The following is a 16,895-nucleotide window of genomic DNA, read 5'->3' as shown; positions in this document are numbered from 1 at the left end:
CAGCGCGGGTGTGGATCACTCGTCGTAGGGGTCGTTGCGGCCGACGCACATGTCGTCGAGGGCGTCTTTGGTGATGGCTTCGGTGCCGGTCTCGATGGCGTCCTGGGCGGTCTGGCAGATGAGCTGGCTGAGGGTGTCCATGTAGCCTCCGGTGCGTTCGTGGAGGTACGCCTCGAACTCGAGGAGGGATCCGGGGCGGTGGTCGTAGAGGCGGAGGTTGTCGTCGTAGGCCATCAGCACGTCCCGCCAGCCGGTGTTCTCTGCGCCTTTGCTGAAGGGGATGGGCCGGATCTGCATGACGGGCAGGGTGCTGTCGTACTGGTCGGAGCTGCGGGGGCGCTCGCTGCGGCGTCGGGCGTGGATGCCTTCGTGCGCGATGTCGGTTGCTCCGCGGCCGCAGAAGATCAGGGACACGCGGAGTCGGGCCTGCAGGCAGTCGAAGTAGTCGAAGGCGCCGGCCAGGTCGCTGTCGTGGATGCGGTCGATCCCGTCGATGAGGATCAGGGAGGTCCGGCTCTCCCGCATGAGGTGGAAGACCGGTTCGGTCATGTCGGTGCTGCGGTAGTTGCGGGTGTCGGCCCTGATCGTGTGATCGATCTGGAAGAAGTCCGCGAACGGCAGCGACCAGTCCAGGTTGCTCTCCTGCCGCGGAGGGACGTTGATGTAGACGACCGGCGTCCACTCTTTGTCCGGTGGCCGTTCGGTCTCCAGGAGCCCTTGGAAGGCCCGCCCGATCTGAAGCAGCAGCGTGCTCTTGCCCGCGACGCCGTCGATGACCAGGTTCATCCGCTTGCCGGTCGGGCGAAACCGGTTGGTGCGCAGGGTGCGTCGCGCGGTCTTCAAGCCCCGCGTCACATCCGGGGTCGAGATCGTCATCATCTCGCCGGAGTAGATCATCCTGACGTCGGTGTCGGTGACCTCGGTGCCTCTGGGAGCGCAATCTTTCAGGTCCGGGGCCTTGAACTTGCGGTGCACGAAGTCCATGAAGCCGTCGCGTGTGGTGAGTAGCTCAGGCTCGAGTGCCGTGTACCACGGTGCCGGAGTCGCGGGTGTCGTGTGTTCGACAGCGACGTGCGGGGCGTTCATTCCGTCTCCTCAGGAGCAGCGCCAGGGGGCGGCGGCGGGTCGGGCTCACGTCCCGTGGAGGGGGCGCGGGGCGAGGTTCCTAGCTGGCGGAAGATGTCGCCGGCCGCGCCGCCCAGGCTGCGCGGTCCCGGCGAGGCGGTGCGGCGCCGACGCTGGGGCACGGCCGCCGGGGTGGGCTCCGGCTCGCTGGTCTCGGGCGGGTCGGGCAACGCCAGGTGGGCCCGCTTGCCGGGGAAGAGGTCCTTGGCGTCGATATTGAGGGACGGGGCGGCAACGACGCTGCCGGGCTCGGCCGGGGTGATGCCCTCGTACGGGTCGATCGCCGGCTCGTCCAGTTCGAGGGGCTGAGGCGTGAACGCGGCCACCGGCCGTGCCCGCCGCGGTCCCGACGGGCCACGCTCTGCCCTCGCCAGCAGCTCGGATACAGCCCGGGCGACGACTTCCTCGCGGTCCGCACGGTCACCCCTGTCTGCGGCCATCGCGGCGGCCTGTTCCCACAGGTACTGCGTCCACGCGTCGTCGATCAGGTGCTGATACTTGAAATCGAACGGTACCCATGGGCTGACGGCAGGGTCGTCGACGACCGTGTGGTCGTGAAGCCACACCCGGCTCGGCTCGTAGGGGTTGTAGTAGACCGACCAGCGTCGTCCCTGTCCCTTGATGCCCGTGTGCCGGTTCTTGAAGTGCTTGATCCGGGGGCTGACGTAGGTGCGGTTTTCGATCTGGATGCCGTCCCGGGTGACGATCCTCAGCTCGTGCAGGAGCAGCTTGCGGCTCTCATCCGCTGTCGCCGGCCGGGGGACCGCACCTTCCATGGCGACTGCCGCCGCGTACATCTGGTTCGGTGTGAGGACCACGCCGGGCAGGAAAGGGGATCGCAGGCCTTCGTGCGGTCGCTGCTGCCACTCGGTGGCGACCCACTCGTGGAACAGGTCCTGCAGCTTGTCCAGCGGCCACAACCGCTGGCCTCCGATGTCCTTGCCGTGCTGGGTGAGGTCATTGCCGGTGTAGCCGGCGACGAACTGACTGAACCCGCTCTTGATGGAGGCGTTCGTGCGTTCGATGAATGCCTTGTCCGTGGGGGTCCGCTCCCGTGCAGGCTGCACCGTGATACCCAGCCTGGCGCACGCCTCGTGGAAGTGCCGGGCCTTGAAGATCTTGGCGTTGTCGACGACGACCGTCTTGGGCCGGATCACCGGCCGCGCTGCGGCCCCGGCCATCTTCGGATCACCAGCGAGCATCTGCGCGTAGGGCAGATCCGAGTTCTCGGCCAGCGCCCCCGGAGCCCAGCCGGGCCGCGCCGGCTGGGGTGCCATGGCCTGGGCCAGGAGCAGCGACGCGTCCAACGACTTCGTGCCGCGCCCGCCGTAGCGCTTGCCGCCCCGCTTGTTCTTCCTGCCTGACGACTTCGGCACCATCAGCCCGCCGACGAGGCTGCGGGCCAGAACGTCCAGGCCATACGTCAGCTCCACCGCCACCGGCCGCCCGTCATCCCCGAGCGCCACGACATCCAGGCCCGTGGAGTCAATCTCCACTCGCTCGCCGAGGAACCGTACTGGTGTCGGCGCGTACGGCGGCTCCGGCTGGTGTGTGTCGTCCGAGCTCCAGCGGGGCGCGCTCTTCTGCGGTGTTTCCGGGTTCCGCAGCTGCTTCACCAGCTCGTAGAAGGTGGTGCGCGACGGCATCAGCGCCCTGTACTCGTCGGGATACTTCTGGCGCACCGCCCGCTTCACCCGCTGGAACAACCGCGAGACAGTACCTTGCACCTTCGGCCGGTCCGCCTTGATCGCGGCCCGGATCAGCTCCACCACCCGCGCGTCGGTCTCACCGAACTCGCTGCCGGTACGCAGCCACCGCTTGTCGACCAGGCCCGCCACGCCCTGCTTCTCATACGCCAGACATTTGCGTTGCACGGTGGCGACCGAACAGGACCGGCCGACGGCCGTGAGCTCGGCGGCCTTGCGGGCGTACCGGTCTCCGCGGGTCGTGGTGGCGGGGTCGAACCCGCAGCGCGGCATGAACGGCTCATCGCCCGTGCCGACCGGCCGTCCCTGCAAGACCTCCAGCGCGTGCTCTTCCCACCAGCGCACCAGGCCCCGCTGCTCCGGCCTGAGCTGTGCCAGGACCGTCAGGTCAGGCAGCACTTCCGGCTCCTGCGGAGTCCCCTGCTCGTCCAGGACCGCAAAGTCGGGCGCGGCCTCCAAGAGCCGGTGCAGCACCACGGTGTACGTGCCGCTCTCGTCCAAGGCCACCAGATGCACATCGGGCGCCTGCAGCGCGCCGATCAGATAGCGGCCGCCGCGCCACCGCACCGTCATCCCGCACCGAAGTTCGGGCACGGGCCGGCCGGCGACGGCAGGAGGCAGGACAGCGGTACTCACGGCGTGCCCCGGTGCGCCCACACGTCACTGGTTGGGATCAGCGGCTGCTCCCAGTTCGTCGTCAGCGCGCCGGTCCACAGAAGATGCCAGCAGCGGGCCCGTCCCTGCCCGGGTGGGAGTCCCACATAGTCCGCCTCGTACACGGGCCGCGGCTGGGCGAACGCCTCCAGCAGCAGCGCCTGCGCGTCCGCGTCGGCATACTCGTCGTGGCGGAACTGGGCCACGAGATAGACGTTCTCGCGCAGCTGCCCACCTGGGGCGCGGACCGTGTCCACCAGCCAGCCCGCCTCGTCAGCGGCCGCCCGCGCCACGGCCACTTCCCGCTTCTTGTCGGTCTCAGCATCCCGGCGGTGCAGGTACACCACCCGCTGCCCGTCGGCAGTGCGCGCCAGGAACGCTGGCTGCACCACGCCAGATCTGGATCCTTCACGCCACTCGAGCTCCAGCGACGGTGCGCTCAGGTACGCAATGTCGGGATCGCGGTCCAAGAACATGGCCGCGTACTTCAACTCCTGTGACCCGCAGGCGATCTTCTTCTTTGTCGTCGACGACCACCAGTGCACCACCTTCGACTTCCGCCCGCGGTAGGGACGCTGCTCCCGCAGCGCCGGCCATTCCTCCACCGGGCGGCCTCGCAGAGCGCTAGCCGACGCCAGACGCTCGCGGCCCAGCTCATCGCGGTGACGCACCTGCACGTCCATCGATGCTCCCCACTGCCGCGTGCCCGACCGCGCCGCAGCGCTGTGCTGGGTGTTGCGTTTCTCAGCGTCGGCTGCACCGGCAGGCGCCGAAGCAAAGACCGGATCAATCACCCGAACGGGTGTAAGCAGGATTGTGATCTTGCCGGACGCTGCGCTACGAAGGCCCCTCCTGTCTCCACCGCTGGCCCCATACCCGGCCGGCCCGACCAGGACCGGGGGCACACCACGTCGAGCTTCCAGGCGTGGATCACAGGAACAGGCGCTCCATGGCGTTGGGCGTACGGACCCACGGCAGACAGCTCGAATCTTCAACCGAGGCCAGACAGGGCGCCGGCGAGTGCCCGGTCAGCCGCCGCATCTGCCGGGCGTCCACTGTCCCGTCGAACAGCAATGGCGCCTTCTGCTGGAGGGGGCGGTGCTGACGGTGCCAGAGATGAAGCCCCTCAGCGAACGGCCCGTCATGCCGGCCCATCACCCGCGGCAACCACTCCCGGTAGGCACCCTGGTCGAGTACGGCCCGCAGGCGGCGCGATTCAAGCCAGGCCAGGTCCCGAGTCAGCGCGACCAGCTTCGTGAATTGGGCCAGAGGCCGAACCCGCTGTTCGCCCAGACGCGCCGCGAGCGGAAACCACCGCCGCGAGGCGCCAGGATCCTCCAGATACCCCGACCTGACCAGGATGGAGTAGGCGTCCGCAAACACCCACCGACCCGCTGGCCCCAGCACGCCGAGCACTCGGTTCAGCTGGTGCTGCGCCCGCACGACCTCTATTAAGTCGGTGAGATCGATGAAAGACGCCTGAGTGCTGCGGGAGTTATCCGTCCAACGGCCATGGCGCACGCACACATGCCAGGGATCGGCCAAGATCAACCACGCGGGGGAGCAAGTACTGCGACGTGCCGCGCACAAAGAGCACGCCTGCACCAGGTAACCCGCCCCTCGCATCCCACGGCCACTCCCAATCCTCCTTGCTGCCAGCGGACATGAGGAACTCATCCCGCAGACTCGCCAGCCGCTGCTGCATCTCCGGCACCGTGCTCCCGGACACGACAGCAAGCCGCTCTCGGGCGTAACGGCTGACGTACATCTCGGTGTACTGCGGGTCCACCGGCATCATCGGGCCTACGCCCATGCTCATCAGCAGCTCTTCGACGGGCCGGAGGTTGCGGGCCGCCAGACGCGTCACATATGAGCCGGTCGACTCGCCATGCAGGAACCGCAACCGCAGATGCCACCGGTGACGCCCCAACCACCTGTCACGCTCCGCCACGGCACCCTCCTCCCGTCTGGACGACCGGGGGTACCCCCCCATCGAACCTCCCCAGGACGCCCAGGGCGCCACAGGTCACCGAAGTGGTCAGGACCGGCTCCGGAGTGGTCGGAGAGACGGCTGCACCCGCATGCGCACGGAACGACAAAGGGCATTCCCGGTCGGCATTGGCCGTACCCGGCCGGTACGACAGCCAGCCTCAGACAATGAGCCGGACGGCGCCTGCCGGCAGGAGGTTCCGCAACGAGGGAGACAGGCGTGTCAGCCCGCGCCCAACTACGGCCGCATCAAAAGGAAGCCATCACCGCAGGCATCGACGCTCTCGGTCGGACCCGGCTGGCCGCCGCGACCATCATCGCCGCCTGCGGCACTGGCAAGACACTCATCGCCAAGCGCATCGCCGAACACTTCGCGGGACGCGGCCCCGTTCTCATCCTGGTGCCCACCCTCGATCTGCTCATCCAGACCGCTGTCCGGTGGCTGGCCGACGGCGGCTTCGACCAGCTCATCGGCGTGTGCTCACTGACCACCGTCCACAACCGGCAGCTGCGCGGAAACCTGCTGCTCAGCACGGACGCAGACGTACTGGCCCAGAAGCTGGCCGTGCCGGGGCGTACCGCGGTCTTCGCCACCTACGATTCCCTGCCCGCTCTCGTGGAAGCTCACCGCGACCGGCGCCTGCGCACCTGGCAGCTGGCCATCGCCGACGAGGCCCATCACACCAGCGGCGACTGGGACAAGCGGTGGGCCCGCATCCACGACGACCGCGCCATCCCGGCTCGCCACCGGCTCTACATGACCGCGACCCCCCGTAGCTGGCACTTCGGGCGGAAACCCGGCCAGCCGCAGCGGCTGGCGTCGATGGACGACCCCACCATCTACGGCCCGGTCGTCTACCGGCTGGACCTGGCCGCAGCAATCGAACGCGGCATCCTGGCCGACTACCAGGTCATCATTCCGGAAGTCCACGACAGTATGTTCCGCGACATCCTCCGCGACCGCCTGCCCACGCCACACCTGGATGGACTTCGGCTGGCAGCACTGCAGGGTGCCCTGCTGATGGCCATGGCCGAACACGATGTCCACCGCGTGCTGTCCTTCCACGGCCGGATCGCCGCCGCCCGCGGATTTGCCGCATCTCTACCCGAGACCGCCCAGGCACTCGCCGACCGCACCGGCATCCGCAATCCCTGGGCAGAAGCCGTCTTCGCCGGCCAGCCGGACTGGCAACGCCAGAGAATCTTCAACGAATTCGAGCACTTCTCCGCCCTCACCCCAGGCAGTACCGCCGGCAGCCACGACAGCGCCGTGCTGTCCAGCGTCCGCATCCTCAGCGAAGGCGTCGACGCACCCGAAACCGACGGCGTCCTGATCGCCGATCCCCGCCGCAGCCCCACGAACATCGCCCAAAGCATCGGCCGGGCTTTGCGCAATCCACCCGGCCAGGCCAAGTGCGCCTCCATCTTCGTCCCCGTCTACATCGCACCCGGCCAGTCCACCCAGGAAGCCATGGCCAGCTCGGCCTTCTCCGACTTCTGGGCCTTCTTCAACGGCCTCATGGTCCACGACACCCGCCTGTGGCGGCGCTTCCACTACGGCGACCGCCGCCGCCTACAACCCCTACCAGCCCGCCCATACCGCGCCAGCGAGGTCGCCCGCGTCCTACGACTCCGCACCCACAAGCACGCCAACAAGGCTTTCTGGAACGACGGCTGGGAAGCCGCTCAAGTTTTCTACGTACGGCACGGCCACCTCAACGTGCCCAGCGAATACGTCACCGACGACGCCGTGGCCCTCGGACAGTGGATCGGCCAGCAGCGCTCCCTGTACGCCGCCGACGCCCTGACCCCCGAACGCATCGCCGCTCTCACCAGTCTTGGCCTGTCCTGGCCGCATCCCCCCGAAAGCTTCGAATACCACCTGGCACAGGTCACCGCCACCGCCACCCGACACGGCACCCTCGCCCTGGGTAAGCACGCCCACAGCGGCGACCGCCGAGTCGCCGCCTGGCTGGAAACCATGCGCCGCCGAGCCGACACCGGCCTCCTCGCACCCGCCCGCATCGCCGCCTTGAACGCCGTCGACCCTTTCTGGAACCCTTCGTGGAGCCTGCGCTGGCAGCACACCTACGCCCAGATCCGCCGCCGCCTGACCACCAGCTCGTGGCGATGCACCTACCACCGCCACGACAGCGAAGACTCAGCCTGGGACAGCTGGCTGGATCGGCAGATCACCTATCATCACCTGCTTATGCCCCAGCAACAGCACCTCCTGGCCGCGCTCGCCCATGCCTGCCCGGACGCCCACCCACACAGCATGCTGCTGACCCGACCCCCCAACCTGCGCGCGCGGGTCTTCAACCGCGGCCTACGCGCCGCCCGGCAATACCACCAACGCGCCGGTCACCTGGACGTCTTCAAAGATCACGTCGAGTACGTCCAAGACGACGGCGTCCACCTCGGTCTCTGGCTCGCCCGGCGCCACCGTGACGGCGCACAAATGACCCCGGACCAGCGCACCGCACTCGAAGCCCTGGGCTTCAAGCAGGTGCCCGTCTTCCTGCCTCCTGCACCGCCCCGCCGCCAGACTGCCGGCTGGCAGGCCGCCTCACGCGCATCCTGATGCAGGCACGTCAGGACGCAGCAGCCCCAGCGCTGCCGTGTGAGTCGGTGCTGTCCGCGCAGTAGAAGACCCGAGTCCCACGCTTGATGCGCTTGGCACGGTGCTGTGCGACCAGCGCCTCAAGGGCGTTCCGCATAGCAGGCTCCTTGATCCGCCTGTGCGGATGCACGCGGCTCAAGGCAGAGGTCACGTCTTGAGAGGAGCACGGCTCCCCACGCCGCAGCAACTCATCGACGAGCAATTCCCGCAGTGTGGGCTGTTTCCCCGTGGGGGTGCCCGGCTGCCTTGCCGCAACCTTCGTCCGGACTTGAGGCGCTGTCCGGGCGGATGCCGTCGTCTCGGGGCCGTGGCTCATAGCGTCCGGTGGCACTGGGGCGGCTGCCTTACCAGGCTCGTCACCGGGCTCTCGCATAGCCGCCTGTTCAGCAAGGACCTTCCGCACGCCGACCAAGAGAGCCTGATTGCCCTCCAGTACCCGGAGCTGATCTTGCAACGCAGCAATGTCTGAATTGATCCGATGGTATTCCTTCGCGATGAGCTCCAGGTCCGCATCGACCTTGGAGACGTAAGCAGCGCGGAGGGTGAGAAGGTCCACTTCGGTATCTGCCATGGGTACCCCGCTCTCCAGGCTCAGCGCTCTCGATCACGACGCTACCGGCTGACCTCGCCTCGAAAGCACCCAAGTACGCAAGAGATTTGCCGGCTGACTACGTGTGTTCAGACCGCTTTGCAGACGAACGATTCTGACAGCGATCCTGCACTTGTTTCGCAGTCTGTAGCGCGACTGCGGAGGCGAAGTAGGCGAATGCAACGCATCGAAGTCAAGTTCTTGAACCTCTCTCCGACCGCCGGCCGGGTGTCAGCCGAGCGAGCCTAGATCACTCCGAGACAGCATCCTGCCACTTCTTCCAGAGGCGGCCTGCTGCTCTTGGTGCGGCACCGCTCATTGGACTGGCTATCAAGATTCCGGTGGCTGTCCAGTAGCCGGTGAGCAGTTGTCAGTGGTACCCGCTACCTTCTTGCGGAGCCATGGAGGGCAGTTGGGGCGCAAGAAGCAGGACATGTGGGTCCGGTTGATGGTGTTGTTTGCCAATATGGGGCGCTGTGTCTACTGCGACTGTGCCGAGTCGCAGGTGATTGATCACGTTGTCCCAGTGAAGGACGGTGGGTCGGAGCACTGGTACAACCTGGTCCCGGCCTGCGAGGCGTGCAACCTGGGCAAGAGCGGCAAGGGACTGTTCGAGTGGGTTACGCAGCTGACATACCAGCGGTACGGCATGGAGGCCAGCACCTGGCCGCACGGCGTCAAAGGGCTTTGGTGGATGCGTGCAAAGCTCGATTATGCCTTCGATGAGGCTGTCGCCCGCATCGAAGGCGTCAAGTCGGAGCTTGACGACAAGGCACGCAGCGATTGGTTCTTTGACCGGTACTGGAAGCTCACGAAGAACGATCCGGTGTATCTGTGGCGTGGCTGGGTGGCCGAGTCAGTGACAAAAGCCCGCGAGAACGGCTGGCCCAAGCCACCCCCACCTCCGCGCATGAGGATCGTTCGAAACCACCTTGGGCAGCTGTTCGAACCAATCCCTGAGGACGACACAGCCTAAGACCGGCCAACGCCGAGGTCCGTGGAGCGGCACAATGCCAGCGACCCTTATGGCGCGAGACCGCAAGATCGACGCCTTGGCTGTAAACGACAAGCTGGGTGGGCCGCCGGCACTACGACAGCCCGCCCCGCTGCTTCAGCTTGACCTTTGTTGGCCTCCACTATTGAGCATCCGCAGGGCGTCCTGGGTGCGCAGAAGCCTTGAGACGTGTGACGGGTACCAGTAGCTGCCACCTCCTGGAGTGGGCTCACCGAGTCTGTTCAGTTCAGCGGCAATGTCGATCAACTTCAAACCGCTATGCCGGAGTGCCACTGCCAGGGTCAGCACATGGTCAGGGCACGCCCGTGGCCTTTCAAGCCGCACTCCAGAAGCACGTTTGACAGCCAGGGCTTCGATCGTGCGTGCGGAAATGAGGTTTCGTCGTTCGTGAGGTGAACGGCTGCTCATACGCAGCCGTCCTCGGTCCGTTCCACGACTGCTTCGGGAGGGCTGGCTGGCGTGCCGGTCTCCGAGACGGCAGGTGGAAGCTGCCGCAAACGAGGGATGAGGACCGCCCATTCCCGCGGGCTAAATGCGCGAGCGATGGCGGGTGTGGCTTTGAGCCCTTCAACGCCGTACCACTTGGCGATGACGAGGTTGAACAGCAACCAGGTGATCCACGCCGTGAGAACGAGGAGCACCGGTGCCGCAAGGACAAGGGTCCAGTGGGTGTCCATGACGGAGTGCTCCAGAGAGTCGACTGTAAATGCATCAGTGATCCCTGAAGCCGCAACACATGGCCGGCTTGCCATGCTGCGTCCACCGGTGGTGCTCTTTTACCTGCGGGCGGTGTCCTCCCGCAGAACAGGCCGCGTGCTAGCGGGCCGTTTGGGCTCGCATGCCCAAGCAGTCGACTTCCATGGCGCCATGATGGCACGCGCGATGACTGTTCCCGCTAATCGGTGTTGCTCTCGCACATCGCGGTACAGCGCCTCGGAGAGCAAGCTCATTCACCTTCGCCTGTCCTACTGAGGATTAATGCGTGATGTCGCCGGGGCTTATGGCGAGGCCGGTGCCGATGAGGCAGCCGGTGATGATGGTGGGCCGGTACTGGATCTGGCGTAGGCCCCGGCGGACTGCGGTGACCAGTTGCGTGTAGTCGGTGAAGGCGATGTTGGCCAGGCTGGTGCGCCGCAGGCTGGACCAGATCCCTTCCACGGGGTTGAGGTCGGGTGCATAGGCCGGCAACTGGAACACGGTGAGCCAGTCCCGGGCCGTGATCCAGGCGCGCATCGCGCGACTGAGGTGCAGGCCGACGTTGTCCCAGACCAGCACGATCGGTCCGCCGAGCTTGGTGTGGGCGGCGGTGAGCAGGTCTCGTAAGTCCTTCCAGGAGAAGCCTTTGCGGCCGTCGACCCGCCGGTCACCGGTGTGCCGGAAGACCAACCGCGGCCGCTCGCCCGGCTTGTAGCAGCACAGAGCGGCCACCGACAGGTGCCGCCTGCTGCCGCCGTTGACCCGGATCACCGGGGTAACACCTGTGGGGGACCATGTGCGGGCGATGTGCGGCGTCATCGAGAACCCGGCCTCGTCGGCGAAGACGGTCCAGGCCCCGAGCGCCGCCGCGGTAGTTCCACGGCCGGCCAGGTCTCCTTCACCCACGTCGCAACCGCCTCATCGTCGCGCTGCACCGCCCTGCGAGCCGGGACCTGGGGCGACCAGCCGTGCCGGTGCAGCAACAGACACACCCCGGGCACGGTGTAGCTCTTGTGGAACATCCGCCCGATCAGCGTCCTAATCCGCGCGAGCGTCCAGCGCTCGTCAGACCAGCCGTGCGCCACCGCCCCCAACGCCAAAGCCGCCTCCAGCTTCACGAACAACTCGTCGCTGAGCTTGGGCAAGGACGCCGGCCCCTTCGAGACCAGGCCCGCCTCACCCCACTCAGCCCACTCACGCCGCCAGCGCTGCACCGAACGCACATGCACCCGCAGCACCCTCGCCACCTCGGCGTTGTCGCAACCGGCCGCGAACATCTCGCCCGCGTCCAGACGGATCTGCTCGCGAAATGCCCTCCGCTCGGCAGTCAGCCCGCCACCCTGCGCATACCTCATTACCGTGGTGTACCGCGACGATCACGACCTGTCAGCACCCCACGACATCACGCATTACAAGTCAGTAGCTCTGGGGGGCGATTCGTCTCTCGTCGCCTGCGCGGGGCGGACAGAGCCTTCCGGTGCCGGGCGTACTAGCGTTCGATGTGGTAGCGGCCTTGTGAGATGACGGCCTGGCGGAGCTTGGTGGTGAACTCGGGGGTGCGGGCGATGCGGTCTACTCCGCCGGCTTTGCTTTGGCGGAGGGCGGTTTTGAAGTTCAGTTCCAAGGTTCCGGTCATGCGGGTCATCAGGTCGTCGTTGAGGTGTTCGAGGTCGATGTGGAGCAGGTCCCGCGGGGCGGGTTGGCGTAGCCGGGTGAGGGCATAGGCGGACATGGAGGCCAGGGGGTAGAGCCAGTTCTCCAGAGTCTCCCCGAGCAGGGGGTGGTCTTCGGCGTACTGGGTGAGGAAAGTCCGCAGGTGGGTGTGAACGTCCAAGCAGAGCCGGTAGATGTCCAGGTCCTGCTTGGAGGTGAAGATCTGGCTGTAGTACTGGTCATCGAGGAGCAGGGCTTCCGAGTGCCGGAGCGCGGTGTGCGGCTCACGTAGGACGAAGGCGGTGAACTCGCGTGCCAGACGGGTCATGCTGACGACGCGGTCGAGGGGGAAGCCGAGGTTGCGGTAGTAGCTGGCCCGGCGCTCGTAGTAGTAGCCCCCGGAGTGGGTCAGGCTCTCCTCGATGTCCTTCTGGATGGACTCCGTCGCGCGAAGGGCGCCTGCCGGCAGCTGGGTCTGGCTGTTGGTCGCCCGGATGATCCGGTCGCGGGCGGTCCCTGACTCCGGTGCCACGACGATCTTGACCAGGAGGGACCGGTCGCGGTGCTGGCCGCCGTTTTGGAAGTAGGCGTAGACCTCGTGGCTGGTCTGGAGGCCGTTGACGATCTGCGGGTCCTTCACGATGATCTTCTTGCCGGCGATCTGAGCTGCGTCGGCCACCACCGTGACGCCGTTGTTGAACCACCAGAAGTCCTCGCCGGTTCCTGACTTGAGGGTCTCGCCGATGGCGTTGTTCACCGCTGTCGAGCCTGCGTAGTCACGAACGTTCGACTCGAACAGCTCCAGCCGTAGCGCCTCGTTGTCGGACGTGATGAACCGGTAGTACTCGTCCAGCCGTGCGAGGCAGACGTACCCCTCGCCCAGCGAGGTGCTCATTGGGGTCTCTGAGAACACCAGCTGCGCCACGGCCTTGGCGCCGCGGGCGGTGCGTTCCCGTAGGTCCGCGGCATTGAGGTATTCGATGCTCGCAGTTGCATCGGAGGTGATCTTCGCCAGCTCCCGCCGTAGCCGATCGCCTTTGGACTTCACGTTTGGGTGCGGGCTGTCGGCGGCCTTGCTGGCGTAGATCACCTTGATGCGGACCTGGGGGAATGAAGAGGCCAGGTCCTCGAGGATGCGTAGGAAGCGCCGGGTGCGGTCCAGGAGCTTGGCATTGGTACGAGGCGCCAGCAGCTCCTCATCGCGGCTCATGTCGAGCAGCTCCGGCAGATGGAAGTGCAGCTTCTCGATGACCGTCTCCTGGTAGCCCGTCGAGCTCTTGGACTGCAGGATGACCAGCTCGATGGTGCCAGCGCGCGAGGGCAGGTACCGGTGAGCGTCCGCGGTGACGTACCGGCCGTCCACGAAGGTCCAGATGCCGTCGATGCCGCAGTCGTGCGCCCCGTCGACGATGCCGTCCATGATCTCGTCGTTGTCGAGATCCCAGTCCTGCAGCGCCTTGTCGGCGGAGAAGAAGGTGAAGAAATCCTCCCGGCCCTTCTGCGGCGCCAGGCGGCGGTGCTGGTCATCCAGGATGCGGTCGAGCAGCCGCTGGTCGTTGTTCTGCACGGATGTCATGCAACCCCCCACTGATCAGCAAACCCCAAAAAATGCTGACAGGAGATGGCTTGAGTGAACACCCCCATGCACGTACCTAAGCAACATGCGAACGGATCGCAGACGACATCGTCGGCGTCGCGGGTCTTGGCCGTTCAAAGTCATGCACCGGTGACCGGAGCGTGCAGTCAGCGAGTGAGGTGCCCCCATGACAGAGGACTGGCCTGTGCCCACGGGCCAGGGCATGATCGGCCTGATGAAGGACAGTACGAGTGATGCGACGGCCGCGGTCGAGGCCGTGCTGCGCTTGGCTGCGCCGAGACAGCGCATGGTGGACGACCACATGTTCCGCGCACGGACCGCCACGGGACATGAATCGACCTTCCGGCTGCAGTTGTTCACCGCGCCCGGCACCCGCCCGGTGGCGGTGGCCACGCAGGCCGCTGGCGAGGGCACGTTCCTGACGAACGGGGCGGAGCGGTTCGCTGCCGCTGTGTGGGAACGGTACTTTCCTGCCGACGCGCAGCCCCCGGTCTGGATTCAGCGTCAGTTGCGCGACACCATCACGCACTTTCCTGAGGTCTTCCAGCTTGTCATCTTCGCCGACGTTCACCCTTACCAGCTGAGGCAGCCGGGCTGGGCGACGATCACTCCCGGGCAGCTCGAAGACCTCGTAGGTATGCCTGTCGCTGCTGACCGCGGCTCCGGATTCGCCCCACCTCTTGCCGAGCCCGAGCCGCAGGTGAGTTTCGAGGTGATGGCGGTACGTCGGCTGGCTAGGCCGCGACCGTTCCGCGAGCCCGACTGCATGCCTTCGGGCATCCGCTGGTGGCGCCGGTGGGCACGCCAGGCACGGCCCCGGCGAGGCTCCCGTACCTGCTGCTGGTACCACGGCGGGGACTGGCACCAGGTCAACGCCATGGCACTGGAGGTCCTCGCACGCGCACGCGCTGCCGGCGTGAGTGCTGACAGCATGGAGGACTTCGCCCTGGAGCACGCCGCCACGGCCGGAGCGGACCCATGGCAGACCCAGGCGCTTGCCACGCTGTTCAACACCGCCCACGCAATCGATGCCGATAGCCGCGGGTACACCAACGGCCAGCACCGCGGCCAGGCGATGCTCGACGCCGGCGTGCGCCATACCGTCGTGCTGAGCATCGTGTGGCCGGACGAGAGCCCGGGATCGTCCTTGTGATCTGGGGGCGGCTCGTCCCGCCAACACACCCCGCGAACGGCGAATCCAGGGGCACAACTATCGGGCAGACAGGGGGAGCTGAGAAGAAGCGAAATAGGTGAGTGCAGGCAGCCCCCACGCTTGTGGCAGGAGGCACGCCGCCTCCTGCCACAGGTGCTTGAGGTCAGGCCGTTGCCGGGACCGGTTCTGCAGCCTGGGACGCTGCTGCCTCGGTCACATTGCCGGCGTCGGTGGCCGAGGGGGAGAGGGGAGTGTAGAAGACACTGCCCTGCCGGCGGGCACGTTCGGCGAGTCCCTTGGCTACCAGCGACTCCAAGGTATTGCGCACCACGGGGGCACTCGGCGTGGCGCGATCGGAGTGCTGCTTGGCCAGGGCATCGACGAACTCGCTGACCATGCGCGGTTCACTGCTCGCGGCCAGTATGTCCACGACCAGGCTGCGCAGTGTCGGCTCCGTGCTCGACCGTGAAGCGGCGGGCTTGGGCTTCGTGCCCGCCTTGGGGGCTGCCGTCTTCTTCCTGGCCTTGCGGGTTGCCGGCTCACCGGCCGGCTTCTTCCGCCCGCGCGGACGGGGCACCGGCTGGGCCGAAGACGTCACCTTCGGCTCGTCGGCCCTGTCGCCGGAAGGCGCTTCACTTGCCGGTTGCTCCGGCGCAGCCGCGCTTTGCGCGCCGGCCACGGTTCCCTGCAGTTGGGTCAACCATGCCTGCTCCTGTTCGAGCTGCGCCAGCCGGCTTTGGAGGTCCGCCAACTGCACGCGGACCTTCTCCTGCTCGTTGGCGTTGTTGTCCAGGTCCTCTGCGAGACGCGTCGCATACCGGTCCTGAATGGTGTTGTTGTTGGACACGACAGCCGCTCCTCGGGTATCGGGTGTTGCTGCCGGATAGTACCTACCCGAGAGTCAATGTGCGTTGTGATCACGCGCCAACAACCCATATCGGGCTGGTCGTGACAGCTTGGTCGCGTCCCCGTAGAGCATCGGGAAGTCATCTATCCGATGCGAGCCGTGCCCCTGGTCGTGAGCTTTCCACAGCCTTTTCCTAGGTTTGTTTCAACGAGATTGACGCCGTGAAGTCAGCTAAATCGAGCGGTGGTTGAGGCGGGGGTGCCGCTGGCAGAGAGCCAGCTCCGCACCAACGGTTCCGGCTGACCTTTCGATGCCCGGATCTGGACAGAGCACTGCACCGGACGAACGGAGGACTGAAGCGCGTGCGCGTCCAGGAGTGCTGGCCAGGCACATGCGGGGGAGGCCGGCGACTCTCGGAGTGCAGGTGATGGCCGCGCAAGACATCTCCCGTGGGCGGAGCCGGCGCTGTCTCGAATCCGCGGTCGGCGCCGTCCTTCTGGGGTAATCCGGGACCGAATGGGGGAGGAACGCGGGGCGCGGGGTCAGCCGGCTTGGGGGAGGGGGACGAGCGGTGGTCGCGTTATGCGTGGTGATGGCATTAGCCACTGTGATCGCAGCAATTGTGGTGACGGGGCTGGTGCGGGCGGGTCGCCGTGAGGCTGCGGCCGAGCGGATCCGGCTGGCAGAGCAGGCCCGGGTGCAAGCCGTTCAGTCGCTGGATTCGGTGTGGCGGATGAGCGATCGGGAATTCGAGGAGTACGTGGCGACACTGTGCCGCCGGGACGGCTGCACTGAAGTCCGTCGCGTGGGCGGTGCCGGCGACCTGGGCGCCGACGTGATCGGCCGCCTGCCGGACGGCCGGAAACTCGTGATCCAGTGCAAGCGCTACGCCCGGCACCGCTCGGTAGGCAGCCGGGACATCCAGACATTCAACGGCACGGCCCGTGCGGAGCACGGAGCCGATGTGCCGGTCTTCGTGGCTTCATGCAAGTACACCGAACCTGCACGCAGGTTCGCCGCCAAGCAGCAGCTGACGCTCATCGACATCGATCTACTCGGCTTCTGGAACAGCGGCAGTCCGTTGGCGTCGTTCCTTGATCTGGACATCCGCCGGTCCGGGACGAACCGGAAGCTGGACCCAGAAGGCTGAGCCTGCCGGGCCGGCGATCAACTGAGCCAACCCTGCTGCGGTTTTCCGCCATTGAGCGTCGAGTTGATCGGATGCTACTGCTCGGTATTGCTACATGT

At 66.7% G+C, this 16,895-nt stretch carries 13 protein-coding genes; 4 read left to right on the top strand and 9 right to left on the bottom strand.

Annotated features, from left to right (window positions below):
* Positions 1-15 precede the first annotated feature (15 nt).
* From AC1VWI_RS44790 to AC1VWI_RS44770, 5 genes are all read right to left on the bottom strand, one after another.
* A complete protein-coding gene (locus AC1VWI_RS44790) occupies positions 16-1,086 on the bottom strand; it encodes an ATP/GTP-binding protein (protein ID WP_499517121.1) in 1,071 nt (356 codons plus the stop codon).
* Entirely contained in the window at positions 1,083-3,404 is a 2,322-nt protein-coding gene (locus tag AC1VWI_RS44785; protein WP_499517120.1) for a Mu transposase C-terminal domain-containing protein, read from the bottom strand. Before AC1VWI_RS44785 ends, AC1VWI_RS44790 begins: the two co-directional genes overlap by 4 nt.
* A gap of 59 nt (positions 3,405-3,463) precedes the next feature.
* Positions 3,464-4,168, bottom strand: coding sequence for a TnsA-like heteromeric transposase endonuclease subunit (locus tag AC1VWI_RS44780; RefSeq protein WP_499517119.1), 705 nt, complete (start codon positions 4,166-4,168; stop codon positions 3,464-3,466).
* 247 nt (positions 4,169-4,415) lie between these two features.
* Positions 4,416-5,006: a hypothetical protein gene (locus AC1VWI_RS44775; protein ID WP_499517118.1), complete on the bottom strand. Its 591-nt coding sequence runs from the start codon at positions 5,004-5,006 to the stop codon at positions 4,416-4,418.
* Positions 4,981-5,436: a hypothetical protein gene (locus AC1VWI_RS44770; RefSeq protein WP_499517117.1), complete on the bottom strand. Its 456-nt coding sequence runs from the start codon at positions 5,434-5,436 to the stop codon at positions 4,981-4,983. Before AC1VWI_RS44770 ends, AC1VWI_RS44775 begins: the two co-directional genes overlap by 26 nt.
* Before the next feature lie 258 nt (positions 5,437-5,694).
* Between AC1VWI_RS44770 and AC1VWI_RS44765 the strand changes: the two genes are divergently transcribed.
* Positions 5,695-8,058, top strand: coding sequence for a helicase associated domain-containing protein (locus AC1VWI_RS44765; protein WP_499517116.1), 2,364 nt, complete (start codon positions 5,695-5,697; stop codon positions 8,056-8,058).
* Between the two features lie 1,040 nt (positions 8,059-9,098).
* The gene (locus AC1VWI_RS44760) at positions 9,099-9,662 is read left to right on the top strand and encodes an HNH endonuclease (RefSeq protein WP_499517115.1); all 564 of its coding nucleotides are present in this window, start codon (positions 9,099-9,101) and stop codon (positions 9,660-9,662) included.
* A gap of 443 nt (positions 9,663-10,105) precedes the next feature.
* On the opposite strand, the gene AC1VWI_RS44755 is transcribed toward AC1VWI_RS44760, so the two are convergent.
* The 3 genes from AC1VWI_RS44755 to AC1VWI_RS44745 form a co-directional block, all read right to left on the bottom strand.
* Positions 10,106-10,378 (bottom strand): hypothetical protein, encoded by a 273-nt coding sequence (locus AC1VWI_RS44755; RefSeq protein WP_499517114.1) that lies wholly within the window; start codon positions 10,376-10,378, stop codon positions 10,106-10,108.
* A gap of 298 nt (positions 10,379-10,676) precedes the next feature.
* A protein-coding gene (locus AC1VWI_RS44750; RefSeq protein ID WP_499516651.1) for an IS630 family transposase occupies positions 10,677-11,752 on the bottom strand; the annotation gives its coding sequence in 2 pieces (ribosomal slippage) (positions 10,677-11,303 and positions 11,306-11,752; 1,074 coding nt in all).
* 134 nt (positions 11,753-11,886) lie between these two features.
* Positions 11,887-13,626 (bottom strand): AIPR family protein, encoded by a 1,740-nt coding sequence (locus AC1VWI_RS44745; RefSeq protein ID WP_499517113.1) that lies wholly within the window; start codon positions 13,624-13,626, stop codon positions 11,887-11,889.
* A 187-nt stretch (positions 13,627-13,813) separates the two neighbouring features.
* Here AC1VWI_RS44745 and AC1VWI_RS44740 point away from each other — a divergent pair, with 187 nt between their 5' ends.
* Positions 13,814-14,800: a hypothetical protein gene (locus AC1VWI_RS44740; protein WP_499517112.1), complete on the top strand. Its 987-nt coding sequence runs from the start codon at positions 13,814-13,816 to the stop codon at positions 14,798-14,800.
* 163 nt (positions 14,801-14,963) lie between these two features.
* Here the strand turns inward: AC1VWI_RS44740 and AC1VWI_RS44735 are convergent, their stop codons facing one another.
* The gene (locus tag AC1VWI_RS44735) at positions 14,964-15,647 is read right to left on the bottom strand and encodes a hypothetical protein (RefSeq protein ID WP_499517111.1); all 684 of its coding nucleotides are present in this window, start codon (positions 15,645-15,647) and stop codon (positions 14,964-14,966) included.
* A 571-nt stretch (positions 15,648-16,218) separates the two neighbouring features.
* On the opposite strand from AC1VWI_RS44735, the gene AC1VWI_RS44730 reads away from it, so the two are divergent.
* Positions 16,219-16,797, top strand: coding sequence for a restriction endonuclease (locus tag AC1VWI_RS44730; protein WP_499517110.1), 579 nt, complete (start codon positions 16,219-16,221; stop codon positions 16,795-16,797).
* Positions 16,798-16,895 lie beyond the last annotated feature (98 nt).

The sequence above is a fragment of the Streptomyces sp. TOM-9 genome (assembly GCF_056858595.1).
This window is presented reverse-complemented; position numbering and strand designations above follow the sequence as displayed.